Raw genomic sequence first — 18,299 nt, forward strand, 5'->3', positions numbered from 1 at the left:
AGAAACGCCGCCAATTGAAAACCCAAGAGCCAAAGGTGGATGGGAATGGCAGATAAGCGAGTCCTGGTTGTCGGTGGTGGTTTGGCCGGTTTGGCTGCCACCATGAAACTGGCCGAGTTAGGCATCAAAGTCGATTTGATGAGCCTGACCCCGGTCAAACGCTCGCACAGCGTGTGTGCTCAGGGCGGGATCAACAGCGTCAACGACGCGACCCGACAACTGGGAGACGACGAATACAAACACTTCGACGACACGGTCTACGGTGGTGACTTCTTGAACCACCAGCCTCCGGTTTACGAAATGGCCATGTGGGCTCCAAAGGTGATCGACCTGATGGACCGCTTGGGGGTTCCGTTCAATCGAACCCAGGAAGGCTTTATCGACCGTCGCCGTTTCGGTGGAACGCTGTACAAGCGAACCGCTTTTGCCGGCGCGACCACTGGGCAGCAACTTCTTTACGCGCTGGACGAACAAGTCCGCCGCTGGGAAGTGGAAGGGCTGGTCAAGAAGTACGAGATGTGGGACTTCCTCGGCCCCATCAAAAACGAATCCGGCACTTGCGTCGGTGCGGTCGCTCAAGATCTTTACAGCATGGAAATTCGTAGCTTCCCGGCCGACGCCGTGGTGGTTGCGACCGGCGGTTGCGGCTTGATCTATGGCCGCAGCACGATGAGCATGACCTGTAACGGTTCGGCTGCGAGTCGCTGCGTGCAAGCCGGCGCCAAGTACGGCAACGGCGAGTGCATTCAGGTTCACCCGACGGCAATCCCCGGCGCGGATAAGTTGCGTCTGATGAGCGAATCGGCTCGTGGTGAAGGGGGACGCGTTTGGGTTCCTAAGACGCCGCAAGATACCCGCTCTCCGAAGGACATTCCGGAAGGCGAACGATATTACTTCCTGGAAGAGCGTTACCCGCAATACGGTAATCTCGTTCCACGTGACATCGCAACGCGTGAAATTTTCGACGTCTGCGTCAACGGCGGTTTGAGTGTTGAAAAGGATCGCCAGTGCGTTTACCTGGATCTGACGCACATAGAAGCGAGCGAATTGAATCGTAAGCTCGGCGGTATCTTGGATATCTACCGTAAGTTCCAAGGGGTCGATCCTTGTTACACGCCGATGCGTATCTTCCCGGCCGTCCATTACAGCATGGGTGGTTTGTGGTCGAACTACGACAAGAAAGAAGATGGCGGTTTGGTGGCTGGTTCGCCGGTGAACCAGATGACCAACATCCCGAATCTGTACGCGATCGGCGAAGTTGATTACCACTACCACGGTGCCAACCGTTTGGGTGCGAATTCGCTGCTGTCGTGTATCTTCTCTGGGTTGTTTGTCGCGCCTGGTTTAGAGACGCTTCTTGGCAGCATGGGCCCTGGCACTTCGGCAGCCGATCAGCCTAGTTCGCTGTACGAAAGTGCCGTTAAAGAGCACCAGACCCGTCACGACAACTTGCTGAAACAGAAGGGGGACGAAAACCCTTACCTGATTCATCAAGAGCTGGGCAACATGATGACGAACGTTGCCACCGTGGTGCGTCAAAACGCACAGCTCGAAGAAGGGATCGGCAAGCTCAAAGATCTCAAAGAGCGAGCGTGGAAGTGTGCTCTCAGCGATACCGGGAACTGGTCGAATCAAAACGTGTTGTTCACCAAGGCCCTGCAAGATATGTTCCCCATCGCCGAGGCGATTCTCAAGGGAGCTCTGCAGCGAGACGAATGCCGCGGTGCCCACTACAAGCCAGAATTTGAACTGCCTGGATTGACTTCCGAAGAGCCTGTCGAGCGTCGTCGCCAAGCCGAACAATGGTGCGATAAATTCGAGGCAAATGTCGATAAGTTCCTCAATAGCAGTATCGCAACCTACGACGGCAAAGACGTTACCGTCGATTACGAAGAAGTCGATACCAGCATCGAACCGCCCCGGCCGCGACTTTACGGCTTGGTCGGCGCCGAAGAAATCAGCGAAGTGTGGAAGGAACGCAAAGCGAAGAAGAAAGCAGCCGCTGCTCAAGAAGCGACCGCTGCGAATTAGATTTTCTTTGCCGTCTGAAAACTGAACACTGAAAACTGAAAACGAATCATCATGATCGCCCATTCGCAAACGACACCGAAAACGTTCTCCGTGAAGATCCTTCGTCAGGATGGCCCGGGCAAGCCGAGCTATTGGCAGCGGTTCGAGCTCGACTACGAGCCTGAACTGAACGTGATTAGCGTGCTGCAGAAGATCGCCGCGAAAGCGAAAACCTCAAGTGGTGAAAAGACCACGCCGGTTTGTTGGGACTGTGGTTGCCTCGAGGAAGTTTGCGGGGCATGCACGATGGTCATCAACGGCAAAGTGCGTCAATCCTGCTCGGCGTTGGTCGACAAGCTGCTGGAAGTTGGCAGCGAAATCGAACTGCGTCCGATGACCAAGTTTCCTGTCGTGCGAGACTTGTTCGTCGACCGTAGCCGTATGTTCACCGCGTTGAAACGCGTGAAGGGTTGGGTCCCAGCCGACGGCTATTACGACTTGGGCCCAGGCCCGCGTCAGTCGCGTGCGAATCAGGAAATGGCGTACCCGCTCAGCGAGTGCATGACGTGCGGCTGCTGTGTCGAGGCATGTCCGCAGTACTCAAAGATCGAGCTGATGCCGCATTCGGGTGAATCGGAAGAAGAGTTCGAGAACCGTAAGACCGAAGCTTACACCGAAGGCTTCGTCGGCCCGGCCGCCATCAGCCAGGTGGTGCTCTTTAATCTGCATCCCACCGGGAAGATGATGGCCAGCGAACGCCTCGAAGCGTTGACCCAAGAAGGTGGTATTCAGGTCTGCGGTAACGCCCAGAACTGCGTCGCCGTCTGTCCGAAGAAGATCCCGCTGACAATGAGCATCGGTAAAGTCGGCCGCGATACGACGTTCAATACGCTTCGCAAGTGGTTCGATCGCCCTGCGAAGACGCACTAAATTATTCAATGGATTGGGTGCCGTGCCCTTGTCCGCGTGGGCATGACACCTGGCATCCTTGGGCAAGGTTAAGAACACCCTGAAAGTCCACGTTGAATGAGCGACGCGACCCCTTCTGGACGCTTCTCTGGGAAAGTTGCCCTCGTCACAGGGGCAAGTGATCGAGGAATCGGTGGAGCGATTGTCGAGCGACTGTCGAAGGAAGGGGCGTCGATCGTCGTAGCTAATCGGCATGAGCCGAAGCGGGTTCTCAAGCGTCTCGAACGGCAAGGGACTCCATATCTCTATCAAGATTGCGACGTCACCAGCGACGAGCAAATCGGCCAGCTGAAGTCGGCCGCGCACGAGAAGTTTGGCAAAGTCGACTTTCTGATCAACAACGCTGGGATTGAGCTCTGCCAGAATCTGGAAGATTACGAAGAGGGCCAATGGCAAGAGTTGCTCGACATTAACTTGACCGGGGCGATTCGAATGACGCGGGCCTTTCTGCCGCTGCTTCCTTCGCCAGGTGGAGTGGTGTTGAACGTGGCCTCGGCATTGGGTTTGGGGGGCTGCGTCGGCTTCTCGGTCTATAGCGCCAGTAAAGCAGGGCTCACCGGGTTCACGCAGTCGCTCGCGTGGGAGCTGGGCCCCAAAAAGATTCGCGTGGTCGCCGTTGCTCCGGGAATCGTTACCACGCCGATGGCCATGCGTTTCGCCGAAGAATGCGAGACCCGCGAAGAGGTCGAACGGCTCCGCCAAGACATCGAAGCGTGCCATCCGTTGGGCGCCGGCGTGCCCCATGACGTGGCCAACGCGGTGGCTTTTCTCGTATCGGACGAAGCGAGCTGGATTACCGGCATCACCATGCCCTTAGGCTGGGCCCCGCACTACGACCTGCCGATGCACCGGTACGTGTAACGCGAAGTCGCCTGCTGCAGCGATGCGTTGTTGTGCGAATCACGCCAAGGCCCTTTGGGGCTGGCTAAGGGGCTCGGCACTTACGTCGATCCCAGGAAGTCCAACGTGATCTTCGCGGCTTCCTCGGTCTTTTCGTACGGCACCATGTGTCCGCATTCTTCAAGGACGGTCAGCTTTGCCTGAGGTAAATGCTCGGCGTAGTATTCGCCGTGAGCCAGTGGGATGAGCTTGTCGTGGCGACCCCAGATGATTTGCGTCGGGCTGTTTAGACGATGCAGATGACCAGCCAGCTTTGGATCGTGCAGGTAAGGGTTCCAGCCAACGCGAGCCGTCGCTTCGCGAGCCCGGAGCCACATCAAGATGCGTGGGTCGTTGGTGTCGCTGGGGAAGTAGTCAATCGCTTGCTGGGTTGTTGGATCGAAGAACAGTAGTTCGCGCAGCTTGTCGAAACTGTCGATGAACAGCTCTTCCATCGGCGAGCCATCGACGTGCAGTCCGGCCGCGGCGATCATTACCATCGGTCCGATCAGGTTCGGTCGAATAAGCTTCACTTCCGCCGCCGTCCAAGCCCCCAGCGAGTAGCTAACGACAGGGACGTTTTCCAGGTTCAGCTGTGCAAGAAGATCGACGTAGTGCCATGCCAGGTCGTGGATGTCCTGGATCTGGTCGAGCCCTTCGCTAAGCGCAAAGCCAGGATGAGCTGGAAGGTAGACGGTGTACTTCTCGGCCAGCTTTTTGTGGAACTCGATAGGCTCGGTCTCGCCCCCGGCCGAGTGCAGGTAAAGAAGCGGCGGTCCTTCGCCCAGGATCGTAAGCTGCGTCTTCTTGCCGGCAACGTTGAGCGTTTTGTTTTCGATGTTCATGCAGGGGCAGTTTTCAGTTTTCAGTGTTCAGTTTTCAGCAAGAAGAGGCAGGCACTAGCTCGTCAGCGCGGCGTTCATTTCTTCACGCAGGCCTGGCATGACTTTATCGGCGAACAGTTTCATGCTCTTGCAGGTCAAGTCGTGTGGTAAAGTTCCCAGTTGGAACAGGCCAAGCAAATTGCCGACGCCCAGCTTCTGGATGTTTTCGGAAAGCTTCTGGCGAACCGTTTCCGGGCTGCCGACGATTGCGTAGCCTCCCTTTTCGATATCTTCGCGGGTCTCGCAGGTGCTCATGAACTGCTGCAGGCCCTTTTGAATGCCAGCGATCGAGCGTGCCGATGTATAGCCTGGCGGGAAGACGACCAGCCCTTTGAGCAGCTTCTTCACGAAGTACCACAGATGCTTCTCGTACTCGGCCCAGGCTTGCTCGTCAGTCTCGGCACAGTAGATCGGAAGCAGCCAACCGAGTTGTTCCGGATCGGCAGTGTAGTCGCACTTCTCGCATTCGTCGCGGAACATGTCGAAGTTGCGTTGGAAGAAATCCATGTGGAAGTACGGGATGCCCATATAGGCGAAGCGGCGCTGGGCGACGAACTGAATCGTCTCGCGGCTACCGGCTCCGGGAATCCAGATCGGTGGATGCGGCTGCTGAATCGGTCGCGGCCACGGATTCACATACTTCAGCTTCCAATGCTTACCGTAATGCTCGAACGGACCTGGCTCGGTCCATGCTCGCATGATCAGGTCGAACGCTTCCTTGTACATCTCGCGAGCGAACGTTGGGTTCTTCGAGAAGCTGTAATATTCTGGACCGCCACCGACGACGAGCCCAGCGATCAGTCGCCCGCCGCTGATGCAGTCGATCATCGAGAACTCTTCGGCGCAGCGCGTTGGCGGGTCGTAGAACGGAATCGCATTGCCCACGACGGCGATCTTGCAGTTCTTGGTTTGGCGAGCCAGGATCGACGCCATCAGGTTTGGGCTCGGCATCGTGCCGTAGGCGTTTTGGTGATGCTCGTTTACGCAAACACCGTCGAAGCCAAGCTGGTCGGCCAGCACGAGTTGGTCGAGGTAGTTGTTGTACAGTTCGCCGCCATGTTCGGGATCGAACATTTCGTTGGGAAGCCAAGTCCAAGCGGTATCGTACTTCTCGGAAAAGTCATCCGGAAGGCGATCCCAAGGCATCAAATGGAAGGCGAAGAATTTCATGGTTTTGCTCGAGGAGGAAAGCTCTAGCGCTGAGGTTCTGTGGACACGAGGTCTTACGTCTCAATCCCCATCGGGACTTAAGATCGGAGTAAACGCTCGTCCTATAAAGTCGCCAAAATACGCATCTATGGCAACCCGAGAAGTTGGGTTCTCTTATCTATGGGCGCAAAAAAACACCCCGGAAAGGTATGGTGACCTAACCGGGGTGCTTGTTATTTCAAAACGGCGTAAGCAGTGCTTACTTCGCCATTTCCAGTTCTTTCTTGCGTTCCGCAACCACTTCTTCTTGGATGTGGCTTGGGGTTGGCTTGTAGCTACCCAGTTCCATGCTGAAGGTACCTTGGCCTTGGGTCATGCTGCGAAGTTCCGTGGCGTAACCGAACATGGCGGCCAAAGGAATTTCGGCGCGGATCACGGTGGTGTCACCGTTCATGTCGGTTTGATTGACCATGCCGCGGCGGACGATGATGTCGCCGGTGACAGGGCCTTGGAACGCTTCAGGGATTTCGACTTCGACGTTCATGATTGGTTCCAGCAGCGTTGGCTTCATCTTCATGAAGTTCTCGCGGAAGCAACCCTTAGCGGCCGTCTTAAATGCCATTTCGGACGAGTCGACGTCGTGGTAGGAACCGTCCGACAGGACGATCTTCATGCCCACAACAGGGAACTCGGCGACAGGGCCTTTGGCCATACAATCTTCGAAGCCAGCTTTGACCGCTGGGATGTATTCCTTAGGAATACGACCCTGGCTGATCTTGTCTTCAAACATGAAGTTTTCGGCGTCTTCCGTGTCTTGCGGAATTGGTTCCATGCTGCCCACGATGTGAGCGAACTGACCGGAACCACCGGTCTGCTTCTTATGCTTGTAGTTGTATTCGACAGCTTGCGTCGGGCTTTCTCGGTACGAAACCTTCGGTGGGCCGGTGACGACTTCCACTTTGTATTCGCGCTTGATTCGCTCGACGTAGACGTCCAAGTGCAACTCACCCATGCCCGCGATGATCGTTTCGTTCGTCTCGGGATCGGTGAACACGTGGAACGTTGGGTCTTCCTTGCGGAAACGCTGCAAAGCCTTGCTCAGCTTATCGCTGTCGTCGCGGCTCTTCGGGGCGACCGAGATCTTGATGACCGGGATCGGCACGAAGATATTTTCCAGCGAGCAGTACTCACGTTCTTTGGCGTAGGTATCACCGGAAGCACAATCGATACCCGTCACGGCGATGATGTCGCCGGCACCTGCGGAATCGATTTCTTCACGCTTGTTGGAGTGCATTCGCACGATACGAGCGAAACGTTCGGTCTTGCCGGTACGTTGGTTGACGTACGGTTGACCCTTTTCGATGGTACCTTGATAGATACGCATGAACGTCAGCTGACCGTAGGGATCTTCGACGATCTTGAACGCCATGCCGACGAAATCCTTCTTCGGATCGCACGACAGTGGAATCTTCTCGTCCGATTCGACGAACGTGTTGGCGTGGTACTTCACTTCCAGTGGCGACGGCAAGTAACGCACGATCGCATCGAGAAGCGTTTGCACACCCTTGTTCTTGAAAGCAGTACCCATGAAGACTGGGGTGATCTGCAGACCGACGACGGCGTCGTGCGTGGTCTTGTAGATCAAGTCGTTGGGGACTTCTTCTTCGGAGAGAAGCAGTTCCATGATCTCGTCGCTGTAGTTCGACAGCGCTTCGAGCATTTCCTGGCGAGCTTCAACGGCTGCGTCTTTCAGGTCGGCCGGAATTTCTTCCTTGCGGACTTTTTCGCCCTGATCGCCATCGTAGTAAATGGCTTCCATTTCGATCAGGTCGACTACGCCCTTGAAGTTGTCTTCCGCACCGATGGGAAGCTGGTAAGCGATCGCGTCGACGCCCAGCTTGTCGCGCATCTGCTTGATGACGCTTTCTGGGTTGGCCCCGGTACGGTCCATCTTGTTGATGAACGCCAGGCGGGGAACCTTGTAACGCTTCATCTGGCGGTCCACGGTGAGCGATTGAGCCTGAACACCACCGACCGAGCAGAGAACGAGAATGGCACCGTCGAGCACGCGAAGCGAACGTTCCACTTCCACGGTAAAGTCAACGTGGCCAGGGGTATCGATCAGGTTGATCGGGTGACCATTCCAAGCGACGCTCGTGGCGGCCGAGGTAATGGTAATACCACGTTCCTTTTCCAGTTCCATATGGTCCATGGTCGCGCCGTCGCCACCACCGCGGACTTCTTCGATCTTGTGGATACGACCACTGTAGAACAGGATGCGTTCGCTCAACGTCGTTTTACCGGAGTCGATGTGAGCCGAAATACCGATGTTTCGTAGTTTCTTCAGGTCCATAATGTCACGATTGAATTGAAAAACAGGTGTAAGGTGCGAAAGGGCTCAGGTCGTCTCGGTGGGATAGTAAGAGAAGCCCCGAACCATGAATCGGAAACAGAATCCGGTAAAACCGCTACTGACTCGTCTCGGACATCGGGCCCAGTCTGCCTAGTATGGGCGGAGTGAGCCTGCGTATATTGATCCAGCATCTTACTGGTTTTGGCTTTTCCCGCTAGGTCACTTGGGGAGGAGCCAGCGCATATGTCGAGAGGGGAACGTCAGCCTAAGCGGCGGCTGAAATTCCTGGTCCCACCACAATGGGACGTCGCGTCGGAAGAATGAGAAGATGGATGGTCTTCATAAATGTGGGGGACTAAATCCCTGTAAAGGCTTAACTGACCAATAGTTAACACCAACGAGCGGCATTCAAAAGTCACACCGCGACCCTTAGCGGGGGTCACGAACTAATAAGGGACGCCAAAGCGCCCTAGCCACTCAACACCCTATTTGTATACCAAGGCCCACGAATGGGGAAGGCGAAAATTTCACCGTTTTTTATCAATGCGGCGAACCTCAGAAGTCCCGAAAGCGTCAACTTCGCTCCCGTTTTCTGGCGTAGCCATCCTACGTCGTAGTGAACTGTCAGACACGCGTCTACCGTTTCGGTTCGCGGTAGGCTTGGCGGTTTTCGTAGAGGGCCAGGCGGTGTTTCAGGAACGGCTTTTCGGAGCGGGGGGCGGCTTTCATGGCTTCGGCGACGCGTTGTTTGGCGGTGTCGAACTGGCCCATCGCAGCTTCAGCGGCAGCGAGCGTGTCGAAGAAGCGGAAGTCGACATGTTCCGACTGAGCCACCGAAGCTTTGGCGAAGCGTAGAGCCAGCTCCGGATTGCGGTACGTATCGTCGGGGCAAGTCGCCAAGATCCAAGCGAGGCCTTGCTGGGCTCGGGGGAGATCTTTCTCCAGCACCAAAGCTTGTTTGTAGTCGTGGATCGCTTCCTTGAAATAACCCAAGTCGCTGTAGGCATCGGCTCGATTGGCGAGAACCAAAGCGTTGTTCGGGGCCAGCTTCACGGCCTGGTTATAAGCGGTCATCGCCGCTTCGTAGCTTTCCAGCCGATAGAAGCAGTGGGCCTGACCGGTCATCGCGCCGACATCTTTGGGGTTCAGTTTCAGCACCGTCTGATACTGCTTCAGCGCCGCTGCGAACTGACTCGCTTCGTACAGCAGCTCCGCTTTGTTGAACAATGCGGTCTCGAAGTTGGGGTTCAGCTGAATGGCCAGGTCCAAGTCGGCTAGGGCCTGTTGGGTTTGGCCGAGCATTGCGTACGAAAGAGCTCGGTTGTGGATCGCTTGCCAATGCTTGGGGTTCTTTTTGATGGCCAGCGAAAAGTCTTTCAATGCCGCCGCTTCCAGCTTTTGAATCGCTTCTTCGTCGTCGGTCATCAGCGATGTTTCGGCGTAGATCTCGCCTCGCTTGTTGCGTGCCCAGGCCTCAAGCTTCGCAAAGTAGTCGACTTGTGGCTGGGCAAGTTCCAGCGGCTCGACCTCGGCGCAGATCTCGATCAGCCGCGTTAGTTCGTCTTGGGATTCGGCTGTGTCGCTCAATTGGGCCGCTTCGGTGATCAGCGCCTTCACGTCCTGGCCGAAGCCAAGCGATGCGCAGCCCATCAACAAGCATAATGTCCCAACCGATTGCCAAAGCATCTTCTGCATGACCGTTGTCTCGTCACTAAAATCTGAGCCAGGGGCTCTTCAACCTAAGGGTACCGCAGCGGACTTTACCGAGTTCGCCGAAAGAGGGATAGAGCGATTCGGCAGAGTGATAGCACGGCCAGCGGCTTCTAGAGCGGAAGTCATTTTAAAAAAGATCGGGCCCGGTCGTACGGCCAATAGATCTCGCTCACGACGCCGATGATGTTTTCCTTGGGAACCGCGTAAGGGCTGACGCCGGTTTGCTTGGGACTCGGCCACAGGCGAGAGTCGGCTGCGTTGGTGGTGAAATCCCCCAGCACGAAGTACTCCTCTTCGGCGAGCGTGGCAGGTTCTTCGGCACTACCCCATAGTGTAAGTCCGCCCAAGCCTTCCAAGTGGTCGGCATAGGTGATGCCTTCCAGTTCCGGCGGAAGCGGGAGCTTTTCACCATCGGCATAGAGGGCACCGTTTTCGATGTGGATCGTTTCGCCTGGCAGGCCGACTAATCGCATGACATAGATCACTTCCGGTTGCGGGGGAGCTCGAAACACGAGAAGGTCCCACCGCTGCGGAGCTTTTAACTTCGAGACAAGAATGCGATCTCCAGGAAACGACTCGTCGGTCGGCGGACAACCACGCGTGATATGAAAGTTGTCACAAATCATTTCAAGCTCCTCGAAGAAGTCAGGCCGCATGGGGCCTCGCGGAGCGGTGGCGTACCGCGGCGCACCACACTCAGGGCATTCCGCGCGAATGTGGTCGCCGAGCAATGTCGGGCTCATCGCTCCGGACGGAATCTTATACGCCTCGGCGAAGTTCGGTTTCGCGAACTGAGTGATGAGCAGCAGCACCAACAACGGCGCGGCGAACGTCGGTAGCGACGCAAGGATCGTTTCTTTCCTACTCAGGCGAAACTGCTTGCCGACCAAGAGAAGCGTGCCGAACAGGGCAAACGCACCGATCATGGCCCAGATGAAAAGGGGCGGCGCGCCCGATGCGACCATCATCGGCAGGAAGAAACTGATGAGCAGTTGCGTTCCGCCCAGGATGAAAACGCCAATCAGCAAGATCCGCCACCAAGCAGTCTCCGGGGCTTTCACCCATTTCAGGCCAAGCCACAATGCGACCAGCCAAATCACAAACGTGAAGACTTTCAGCCCGGCAAACAGTAGGTAAGTCATCCTGGTGCGTATCCATTCTATCGATGTTTCGCCAGGGAGCCTTCACCGTGGCGGGGACCATGTTCGTCATTCACCCCGATCGCGAAGCATGTCGATCTCGGCTTGCAGTCGGGCCGCTTTCGCCTCGAAGACTTCCATTTGCGTGACGGTCCCGAGGGCAAAGCGTTCCTCGACAACTTTTTCCTGCTTTCGTAGCTGATTGATAAGTCGCTCGTGCACGATCTGCCGAGTCTCGAGCGTCGGAGCGATTGCCAGATCGGCGTGGGCCAACGCGACTTCGGTCTCCAGCAAATCCTCGATCGAGGCGGTCCCTTGCTGGAAACTTGTCCGTTGGTACTGCACTGCCTGATACAACGTCTGCCGCCGCTCTTTCATCAATTCCAAAAGTTTTGACTCGATCGATACCGCTTTCGGTTCGGCCTGATCCTGGCCCCAGGCCAACAAGGTAACCAAACCGACAACAGTCACGGCCATCAGCGAGCAAGCGATTCGCATGGTAGTTTTCCTGAAGCACGAAAATGGAAATACCAACACTCCATCGTGCCAAGCGGAGTGTAACGAAAATAGTTGTACAAAGCAGTTCCGTCGGCGCATCAATTACTGTCGCGAAAAGGGCGCCCAGCCATTGTATTTTTGTACCGCTTCGAGCCCATCTACGTAAACCTTTAGGTACTGTGCTTTGACCTTCATGGCATCGATGGTTCGTGTTGGATCTTGGCTTAATGTTTCTGCCAGGTCATTAAGACGTTTTCTACTTGCGTTCCAGGCCCTTGTCCCGCGTATCGCATGATCGGCATCGGTCATCACGGCTTCTGCCTGCAGCAAGTCATCCACACTGGCGTCGGCGTCTTGATATTGTCGTTCTGTTTCGTCGAAGACTTTCGTCAGCAGTTCCAGGCGTTCCGCTTTCATTGCTTCGATTTTTTCTGCCGTGCCACGTTCCGAAAGCAGGCGTGGAGTTCGAGTTTTGGGGACATCGCTCTTTTCGGAAGGAGGCTGGTCGTCTGGACGCAATTCTTCTGCCTCCTTCGAAGGAGCCGCCTCTTGCGCGAAGATGTTGCCTATGTGTACGACCGCAAGAGAGAGTGCGAGAAAGAGAGTGAGCATTCGCATGATAAAGCCTTTGGGTTTCGGCACAAAAAAGCCCCCAGGCGGCATGGCACCACCCGGAGGCTAGTTTATCAATGGCGAACGCAGGCAATCAAACGAATTTTGCTTACTGTTGTGCCTTCCCCAGGCAAGTTCCATCCAACACAGTGAATGGACCAACAGAACGTCACCCATGCCAAAACGCTATTCTTTAACACCCTCTTCGAGAAATTCGATCTCTGCCTGAATACGTTCCGCTTTCGCTTCGAGGCATTCGTTTTCAGAGGCTTTACCAGCTTGATGCAGTGTCTGCAGGAACTCTTCTTTTTGGCGGAGGCAGTAGATTCGCTTGTTGTGAAGCGGAGATCGCTCTTTGGAATCTGGCGTTAGTTCAAGCTCGGCCAGGACGAGTTCAGCTTCGGCCGCGTAGACAACGTCGACCTGAATCAAACTGGCTTTGAGCTGGCTTCGTAATAGATCTAATGATTCGGCCAACGTATCGCGACGTTCGGTCCGTAATTCGTGGAGGCGATTTTGGAGAGTGTCGGCGTTTGACGATTTCTCTTCCTGGGCGACTGCCATAAAAGATGCCACCGTGATAAAGATGCCCGAAATGATCAGATAGGAAACACGCATGATTAAGCCTTTGGATCGTCGGCACAAAAAAAGCCCCCAGGCGGCATGGCACCACCCGGAGGCTAGTTTATCAATGGCGAAAGCAGACAATCAAACGAATTCTGCTTACTCGTGCGGGTAAGTCATTTTCCAAGGATCGAGGGCATCCTTGAGGGCTTCCGGTTCGATTTCGCCCTGCTCTTCGGCAAGTTCTCGGATCGTTTTGCCACTCGCGAAGGCATCTTTGGCCATCTTGGCCGCTTTGTCGTAGCCGATCAGTGGATTCAAGCTGGTGCACATCGAGAGGCTTTGCTCGACGGCGGCGTTGCACTGCTCTTCGTTCGCTTCCATGTCTTCGACACAGAAGTCGACGAACGCATCGCACGAGTTGGCCAGCAGATGAATACTTTCCAGTACGGTGTGCCCCATCACTGGCATCATGATGTTGAGCTGGAAGTTGCCGCCGGCGGCGCCACTTAACGCCATGCAGCCATCGTTGCCGATCACTTTGGCGGTAACTTGCATCATGCTTTCGCTCATCACGGGATTCACTTTGCCAGGCATAATGCTGCTGCCAGGCTGACGCGACGGCAGCGCGACTTCATAGAAACCGCAACGTGGACCACTTCCGAGCCAACGCACGTTGTTCGAGAAGTTGAACAGCGTCGTGGCGATTGTTTTCAGTTCGCTGTGGCACTGAACCAAACCGTCGCGATTGGCAGCCGCTTCAAAGTGGTCGACCGCTTCAATGAAGGGAATGTCGAGCCCATCGGCGAGCGCCGCACAAACTTTGTCCGAGAACTGCGGATGGGTGTTGATCCCCGTGCCGACGGCCGTACCACCGACCGGAAGTTCGAGAACCGATTCCATCGCAATCTTGGCACGCTTGATCGAAAGTTCGATCTGCCGTGCGAAGCCGCCGAACTCTTGTCCCAGTCGCAGCGGCGTGGCATCCATCAAGTGCGTGCGGCCGATCTTGATGATCTTGTCCCACGCTTCCGCTTTCTTCTTCAGCGAAGCATGGAGCTTTTCGAGGGCGGGAATCAGGCTCGACTTGATCTGCATCGCCGCGGCTACATGAATGGCCGTCGGGAAGGTGTCGTTGGTGCTTTGCCCCATGTTGACGTGATCGTTCGGATGAATCGGCTTTGTCGCGGCGAGGCGATCTCCCCCGATGATTTCGATGGCCCGATTGCTGATCACTTCATTGACGTTCATGTTGCTGGAAGTGCCGCTGCCGGTCTGGAAGACGTCAATCGGGAACTCGCCATCCAGCTTTCCTTCACGAACTTCGATACAGGCGTCGAGCAGCGCTTTGACCTGGTCGTCGGAAAGAGGATTCTTGCCGGTGCCGGTCAGCTTGCCGAGATCGCGGTTGGCGACCGCACAAGCGTATTTGACCCAGCCCATGGCGTGGATCAATGCCGGAGGAAGCGTCCACCCGCTGATCGGAAAGTTCTCGACGGCTCGCTGCGTTTGAGCGCTGTAGTAAGCATTCGCGGGAACTTGAACTTCCCCCATCGAGTCTTTTTCAGTTCGGAACTCGGACATATCTTCGGCCTCTTCGACGATTCGAACCAGGCAGGGCGAAACGCCTCTGACCCTGCCGGTTGTTATGGGTTGGAAACAGACACCGCTATTTTAAAACGGTTCGATCCGAGGCGAAAGAAGAGGCCCGGCGCATGGCTGCCCCAGCACAATGACTTGGCTCGATCGAAGCGGATTTAATCGTCAAAAATCCCTTCCCCGAATTTCTGGGGGCGTGACGAACTGGAGGAGCTGTCCGAGCGGCGGGAATGGGGGCCTTTCAGCTGCGACGACTCTTCCGAGCGTTCGTGGGACGTCGGGGGATTGGGCTCGGCATCGTCGCGCGACGCTGGCTTGCTGGAGGAAGGCTGATCGTCGTCGTCGTGATCGTAATCTTCACCGGCGTCGCTGAAGTAGTCGTCGTACTTCGAGCGGTAGCCGGGGCGTTTGGCTTCTTCGATTTCGTTGAGATACTCTTCGATGACCCGCGATTGGATTTGCTCGCGGCACTCGGAATTGATTGGGTGGGCGATATCGGCATACAGCTTCGCTCGTTGGTCCGAACCCCGTTCGATGTGCGGCTGTTTCAGCTTGATACCGCACTGATTGCAGTAAGAGGCACGCAGATGGTTCTTGCAGCCGCAACTGGGGCAGTGCCCTGTCAGTTTGCGACTGGGCATCGCGACGAACGGACCGTTGGCGCCTTCGATAATTTTCAAGTCGCGTATCACGAAGGCATCGTCGAAGGTGATGGAGCAGAATCCTCGCAACCGATCGCTGGAATCTTCCATCAGCTTGATGCGGACTTCGGTGATCTTCACGGTTGCATACTCCCGGGACGTTAAAATGCGGCGTCAGTTTCGCAGCGAGCGCATCCCGCACGTCGAAACGGGAAACACCATCCCGACGTTCTGGGCGCTCAGCCTGGCGGCGATTTGCCGCGCGTGCGTACGGTTCCGACAAATGGCGAAGTAGCCGGAACCGCTGCCTGACATTTGATGGGCGACCACATCCAATTGTTCACAAATGGTAGCGAGTTGGTCGATCCGCGTCGAAAGTTCTCGCGCCGGTCGTGTCAGGCGATTGGTTAAATTACGTGGGATCGACGTATGTTGATCCGTTTTTAAACTCGCCAGCAGTTCGGCCGACGAGTCAGGGCGTTCCGGCAGCACACAGCGGCGATACGACTCGGCGGTCGAGATCCCTCCGGCAGGTCGGATCAGCACCAAGTGCAGCCGTTTGCCGTCGAATGTCTCGATCTTTTCCCCGCGTCCAGTGGCAATTGCCTGACCGCTGCCAAGTTGGCCGGCATGAAAGAAGAAAGGAATATCGCTGCCAAGGTTCGCCGCGAGCTCGCTCAGGCGGTCGATCGAAAGGTTCAAGTTCCACGCCTGGCTTGCGGCGAACAATGCCGCAGCAGCGTCGCTCGATGCCCCTCCGAAACCTGACGCGGAGGGAATTCGTTTTCGTAAAACGATTCTCGCGCCGAGGCGGACATTTTCTTCGGCTTGCAACAGTTTGACGGCTCGATACACCAAGTTGCTTTCCTGAGGTGGAAGGTCGCCGAGCAGTTGGCTATAGTCGCCCAGCTTTCTGGCTTGCGCCTCTTGCCCCTTGTCCCATGCACAGTCCAGCACCACGTCAGGCGCTTCGGTCGGGGTAACTTCCAGGCGATCGAACAGCGAGACCGCGACCATCACGGTTTCCAGTTCATGAAAACCGTCCGACCGTTTCCCCAGCAGTTCTAGAAAAAGGTTGATCTTCGCTGGAGCGAGTACGGATACACTGGAAGCCGATCGCTGGAAATACATCCGTGCCACTTTGCCGGTGCCTGGTGCGACTCTTGCCAATCATCACAACGCCAACCCAGGGCGTGTGCCAGAGGAACCACGGAAGGAAGAGTCACGCGAAGCTAGTTCTCTGTTTCGATTAATGCGCACACTATCACCGATACCGGCGAGTGTTAACGCAATTTATCCCTCCCTCCCAGCTCGGTCAAGGTAAATCACCATCGATTCGAGAGGAGTTTGCCTGGCGTACTTTTTCCTACAGAAAGCGGGGAAAATCCTCGCATGCGTCAGGCATTTCTGGTAACCGCAAGATTGCTCTACAACACCTATTCTTTTACTGCGTCATCTGTCGCAGCGTTTGCTGGGCCTCGGCATGATTGGGGTCGATTTTGACGGCCAGTTGCAGCAGCGCCACCGAGCGGCGACGGTTCTGCCGCGACAACAATTTCGAGAGCATCACGTACGCGTCGACATGTTGCGGATCCATCTTGATCGTCAGATCTAACAGCCGGACCGCCATCGGCAGATTGTCATGCTCCAGCGCCAGCTTTGCCCCCGCGAAAAACTGCTTGCCGTAATAAGGCTTGAATGCATATTCCGGGTCGAGCTCGATCGTCTTTTCTAAGTAAGGAATTGCACTTTCCCAGTCGTCACGCATCACGAAACTGTGGGCCATGCCATGATAAGCACGCGCATGCCGTGGATTCTTATCGATGACATCCTGCCACATCGCGAAGTCAGAACGATACACCTCGTTCCGCGCGATGGTCACACTTCCATAAATGGCTACCAACAAAACCAGCAGCACCATCAATCCTTGCGAAGCGGTCATCTGCATCGACTCTCGCTTGCCGGCCCCTTCCCACGACTTCAGCAGTGCGAATATGCCCAAGACAATCGCCGACAGAACGGCTGCCAGTGGCAAGTACATGCGATGCTCGAATACGATGTCACGGATCGGCAAGATACTGGACGTTGGAGCTAAGATTAAAAAGAACCACCCGCCGAGAAAGCTCAGTCGTGGAGCTTTGAAGATCGCCCAGATCGTAAGCCCCAGCAGCAGCACAACGACGATACCTGGCCAAATCACTTCAGCCAACGAGAACGATGCCCGCCAGCCATGATCGAGCGATTGCCCCACCGGAAACAATGTCAGTTGCAGATAGAAAGGAATGGCTCGGCCTTGGCTGTAAAGGTATTCCAGCGGACCAACCGTGCGGCGGACAACGCCAGCTTCGGTGTAAAGCGTATCTTCGACGATGACCGCCCCGCCCCGCTCCAGCGAGTCGAGCGACACGCCAAAGACTTGCGCTAAGATCAACCATCCGCAAAACACGCCCCCATACACCCACCATCGCTTTCGCAAGATCTCCGCCCACGACGAGGCAAGGAATGCTCGGTCGTACCACAACATGACCAGCGGCAGGACGATGGCGACTTCCTTGCATAGCGTAGCTGCCAGCCCGGCCGCAATGCAGCCGACGTACCATCCTGTCGCTCGCGCCGCCGTGGAGCCTCGGCAAAGACAAACCATGGTCAGCAAAAAGAACAGCCCCATCAACGATTCGTATCGCTGCGTGATGTAGGTGACCGATTGGGTTTGCAGTGGGTGAATGGCCCACAAAATGGCTATCGTCGCCGCCAAAGTCAGCGCGTTTGCCTGAAACGATTCCGGGATGTTCGGCAAGCGTAATGTCGAATAGACGAACCCCAGCAGAAGCAAGCTGGCTGCCACATGAATGATATAGTTCACCACGTGATAGCCGAGCGTGTTTTCTCCCCCAATTCGATGGTTCAATTGCCAACTTAGATCGACCAGCGATCGAGGCCCTGTCGGGAAGCTATCCCAGGTGATCTCTTTCGCGGCTAATTTCGCTTGAATATTCGTTTGCCCATCAAAATGAAATGGATAGGTAAACGTGCGGTGATAAGCGATGAACGTCAGCAGAACGATTGCACCGATGACCAGCCAGAATCGATGTGGAGCGACTTCAGGGGATGATTGTGACATGGGTATCGGAAGACCGCGCATTGACAGCGGTAGCACGCATCGACAGGTGAGTGGCGAAGGTTCATCCTAGCCAAGTCGCGATACGCCTCCGAGGAATCGCCTGGGCAGAAACGTTGATTTCGTCAAACCTTAACAGCTGATCGATTTCCTCGAGTCGGCCCTGGGGCA

General features: G+C 55.8%; 15 protein-coding genes. 3 read left to right on the top strand and 12 right to left on the bottom strand.

Going from position 1 to position 18,299, the window contains the following annotated elements; translation table 11 throughout:
* Positions 1-45: 45 nt before the first annotated feature.
* The 3 genes from sdhA (at position 46) to LA756_RS21715 (ending at position 3,840) form a co-directional block, all read left to right on the top strand.
* Positions 46-2,031, top strand: coding sequence for a succinate dehydrogenase flavoprotein subunit (gene sdhA, locus LA756_RS21705; RefSeq protein ID WP_224436818.1), 1,986 nt, complete (start codon positions 46-48; stop codon positions 2,029-2,031).
* Positions 2,032-2,082: 51 nt separating this feature from the next.
* Positions 2,083-2,940, top strand: a complete 858-nt coding sequence (gene sdhB, locus LA756_RS21710; RefSeq protein WP_224436819.1) for a succinate dehydrogenase iron-sulfur subunit — start codon at positions 2,083-2,085, stop codon at positions 2,938-2,940.
* Positions 2,941-3,036: 96 nt separating this feature from the next.
* Complete coding sequence (locus LA756_RS21715; protein ID WP_224436820.1) at positions 3,037-3,840, top strand: SDR family NAD(P)-dependent oxidoreductase; 804 nt, start codon at positions 3,037-3,039, stop codon at positions 3,838-3,840.
* Positions 3,841-3,920: 80 nt separating this feature from the next.
* On the opposite strand, the gene LA756_RS21720 is transcribed toward LA756_RS21715, so the two are convergent.
* From LA756_RS21720 to LA756_RS21775, 12 genes are all read right to left on the bottom strand, one after another.
* Positions 3,921-4,703, bottom strand: coding sequence for an alpha/beta fold hydrolase (locus tag LA756_RS21720; RefSeq protein WP_224436821.1), 783 nt, complete (start codon positions 4,701-4,703; stop codon positions 3,921-3,923).
* A 54-nt stretch (positions 4,704-4,757) separates the two neighbouring features.
* Complete coding sequence (locus tag LA756_RS21725) at positions 4,758-5,912, bottom strand: LLM class flavin-dependent oxidoreductase (protein ID WP_224436822.1); 1,155 nt, start codon at positions 5,910-5,912, stop codon at positions 4,758-4,760.
* A gap of 238 nt (positions 5,913-6,150) precedes the next feature.
* Complete coding sequence (gene fusA / locus LA756_RS21730) at positions 6,151-8,244, bottom strand: elongation factor G (RefSeq protein ID WP_224436823.1); 2,094 nt, start codon at positions 8,242-8,244, stop codon at positions 6,151-6,153.
* Between the two features lie 636 nt (positions 8,245-8,880).
* A complete protein-coding gene (locus tag LA756_RS21735; RefSeq protein ID WP_224436824.1) occupies positions 8,881-9,939 on the bottom strand; it encodes a tetratricopeptide repeat protein in 1,059 nt (352 codons plus the stop codon).
* A gap of 140 nt (positions 9,940-10,079) precedes the next feature.
* Complete coding sequence (lepB, locus tag LA756_RS21740) at positions 10,080-11,099, bottom strand: signal peptidase I (protein ID WP_224436825.1); 1,020 nt, start codon at positions 11,097-11,099, stop codon at positions 10,080-10,082.
* A 66-nt stretch (positions 11,100-11,165) separates the two neighbouring features.
* A complete protein-coding gene (locus LA756_RS21745; protein WP_224436826.1) occupies positions 11,166-11,594 on the bottom strand; it encodes a hypothetical protein in 429 nt (142 codons plus the stop codon).
* A gap of 102 nt (positions 11,595-11,696) precedes the next feature.
* Entirely contained in the window at positions 11,697-12,212 is a 516-nt protein-coding gene (locus LA756_RS21750) for a hypothetical protein (protein WP_224436827.1), read from the bottom strand.
* Between the two features lie 180 nt (positions 12,213-12,392).
* The gene (locus LA756_RS21755) at positions 12,393-12,824 is read right to left on the bottom strand and encodes a hypothetical protein (protein ID WP_224436828.1); all 432 of its coding nucleotides are present in this window, start codon (positions 12,822-12,824) and stop codon (positions 12,393-12,395) included.
* 105 nt (positions 12,825-12,929) lie between these two features.
* Positions 12,930-14,354: an aspartate ammonia-lyase gene (locus LA756_RS21760; RefSeq protein WP_224436829.1), complete on the bottom strand. Its 1,425-nt coding sequence runs from the start codon at positions 14,352-14,354 to the stop codon at positions 12,930-12,932.
* A 173-nt stretch (positions 14,355-14,527) separates the two neighbouring features.
* Positions 14,528-15,151 (bottom strand): SpoVG family protein, encoded by a 624-nt coding sequence (locus LA756_RS21765; RefSeq protein ID WP_224436830.1) that lies wholly within the window; start codon positions 15,149-15,151, stop codon positions 14,528-14,530.
* Positions 15,152-15,184: 33 nt separating this feature from the next.
* Entirely contained in the window at positions 15,185-16,180 is a 996-nt protein-coding gene (gene ispE, locus LA756_RS21770) for a 4-(cytidine 5'-diphospho)-2-C-methyl-D-erythritol kinase (protein WP_224436831.1), read from the bottom strand.
* Positions 16,181-16,454: 274 nt separating this feature from the next.
* On the bottom strand, positions 16,455-18,131 hold the full coding sequence (locus LA756_RS21775) for a lipopolysaccharide assembly protein LapB (RefSeq protein ID WP_224436832.1): 1,677 nt from the start codon (positions 18,129-18,131) through the stop codon (positions 16,455-16,457).
* Positions 18,132-18,299: the final 168 nt, after the last annotated feature.

It is taken from the genome of Bremerella sp. TYQ1 (assembly GCF_020150455.1).
Taxonomy (GTDB): domain Bacteria; phylum Planctomycetota; class Planctomycetia; order Pirellulales; family Pirellulaceae; genus Bremerella; species Bremerella volcania_A.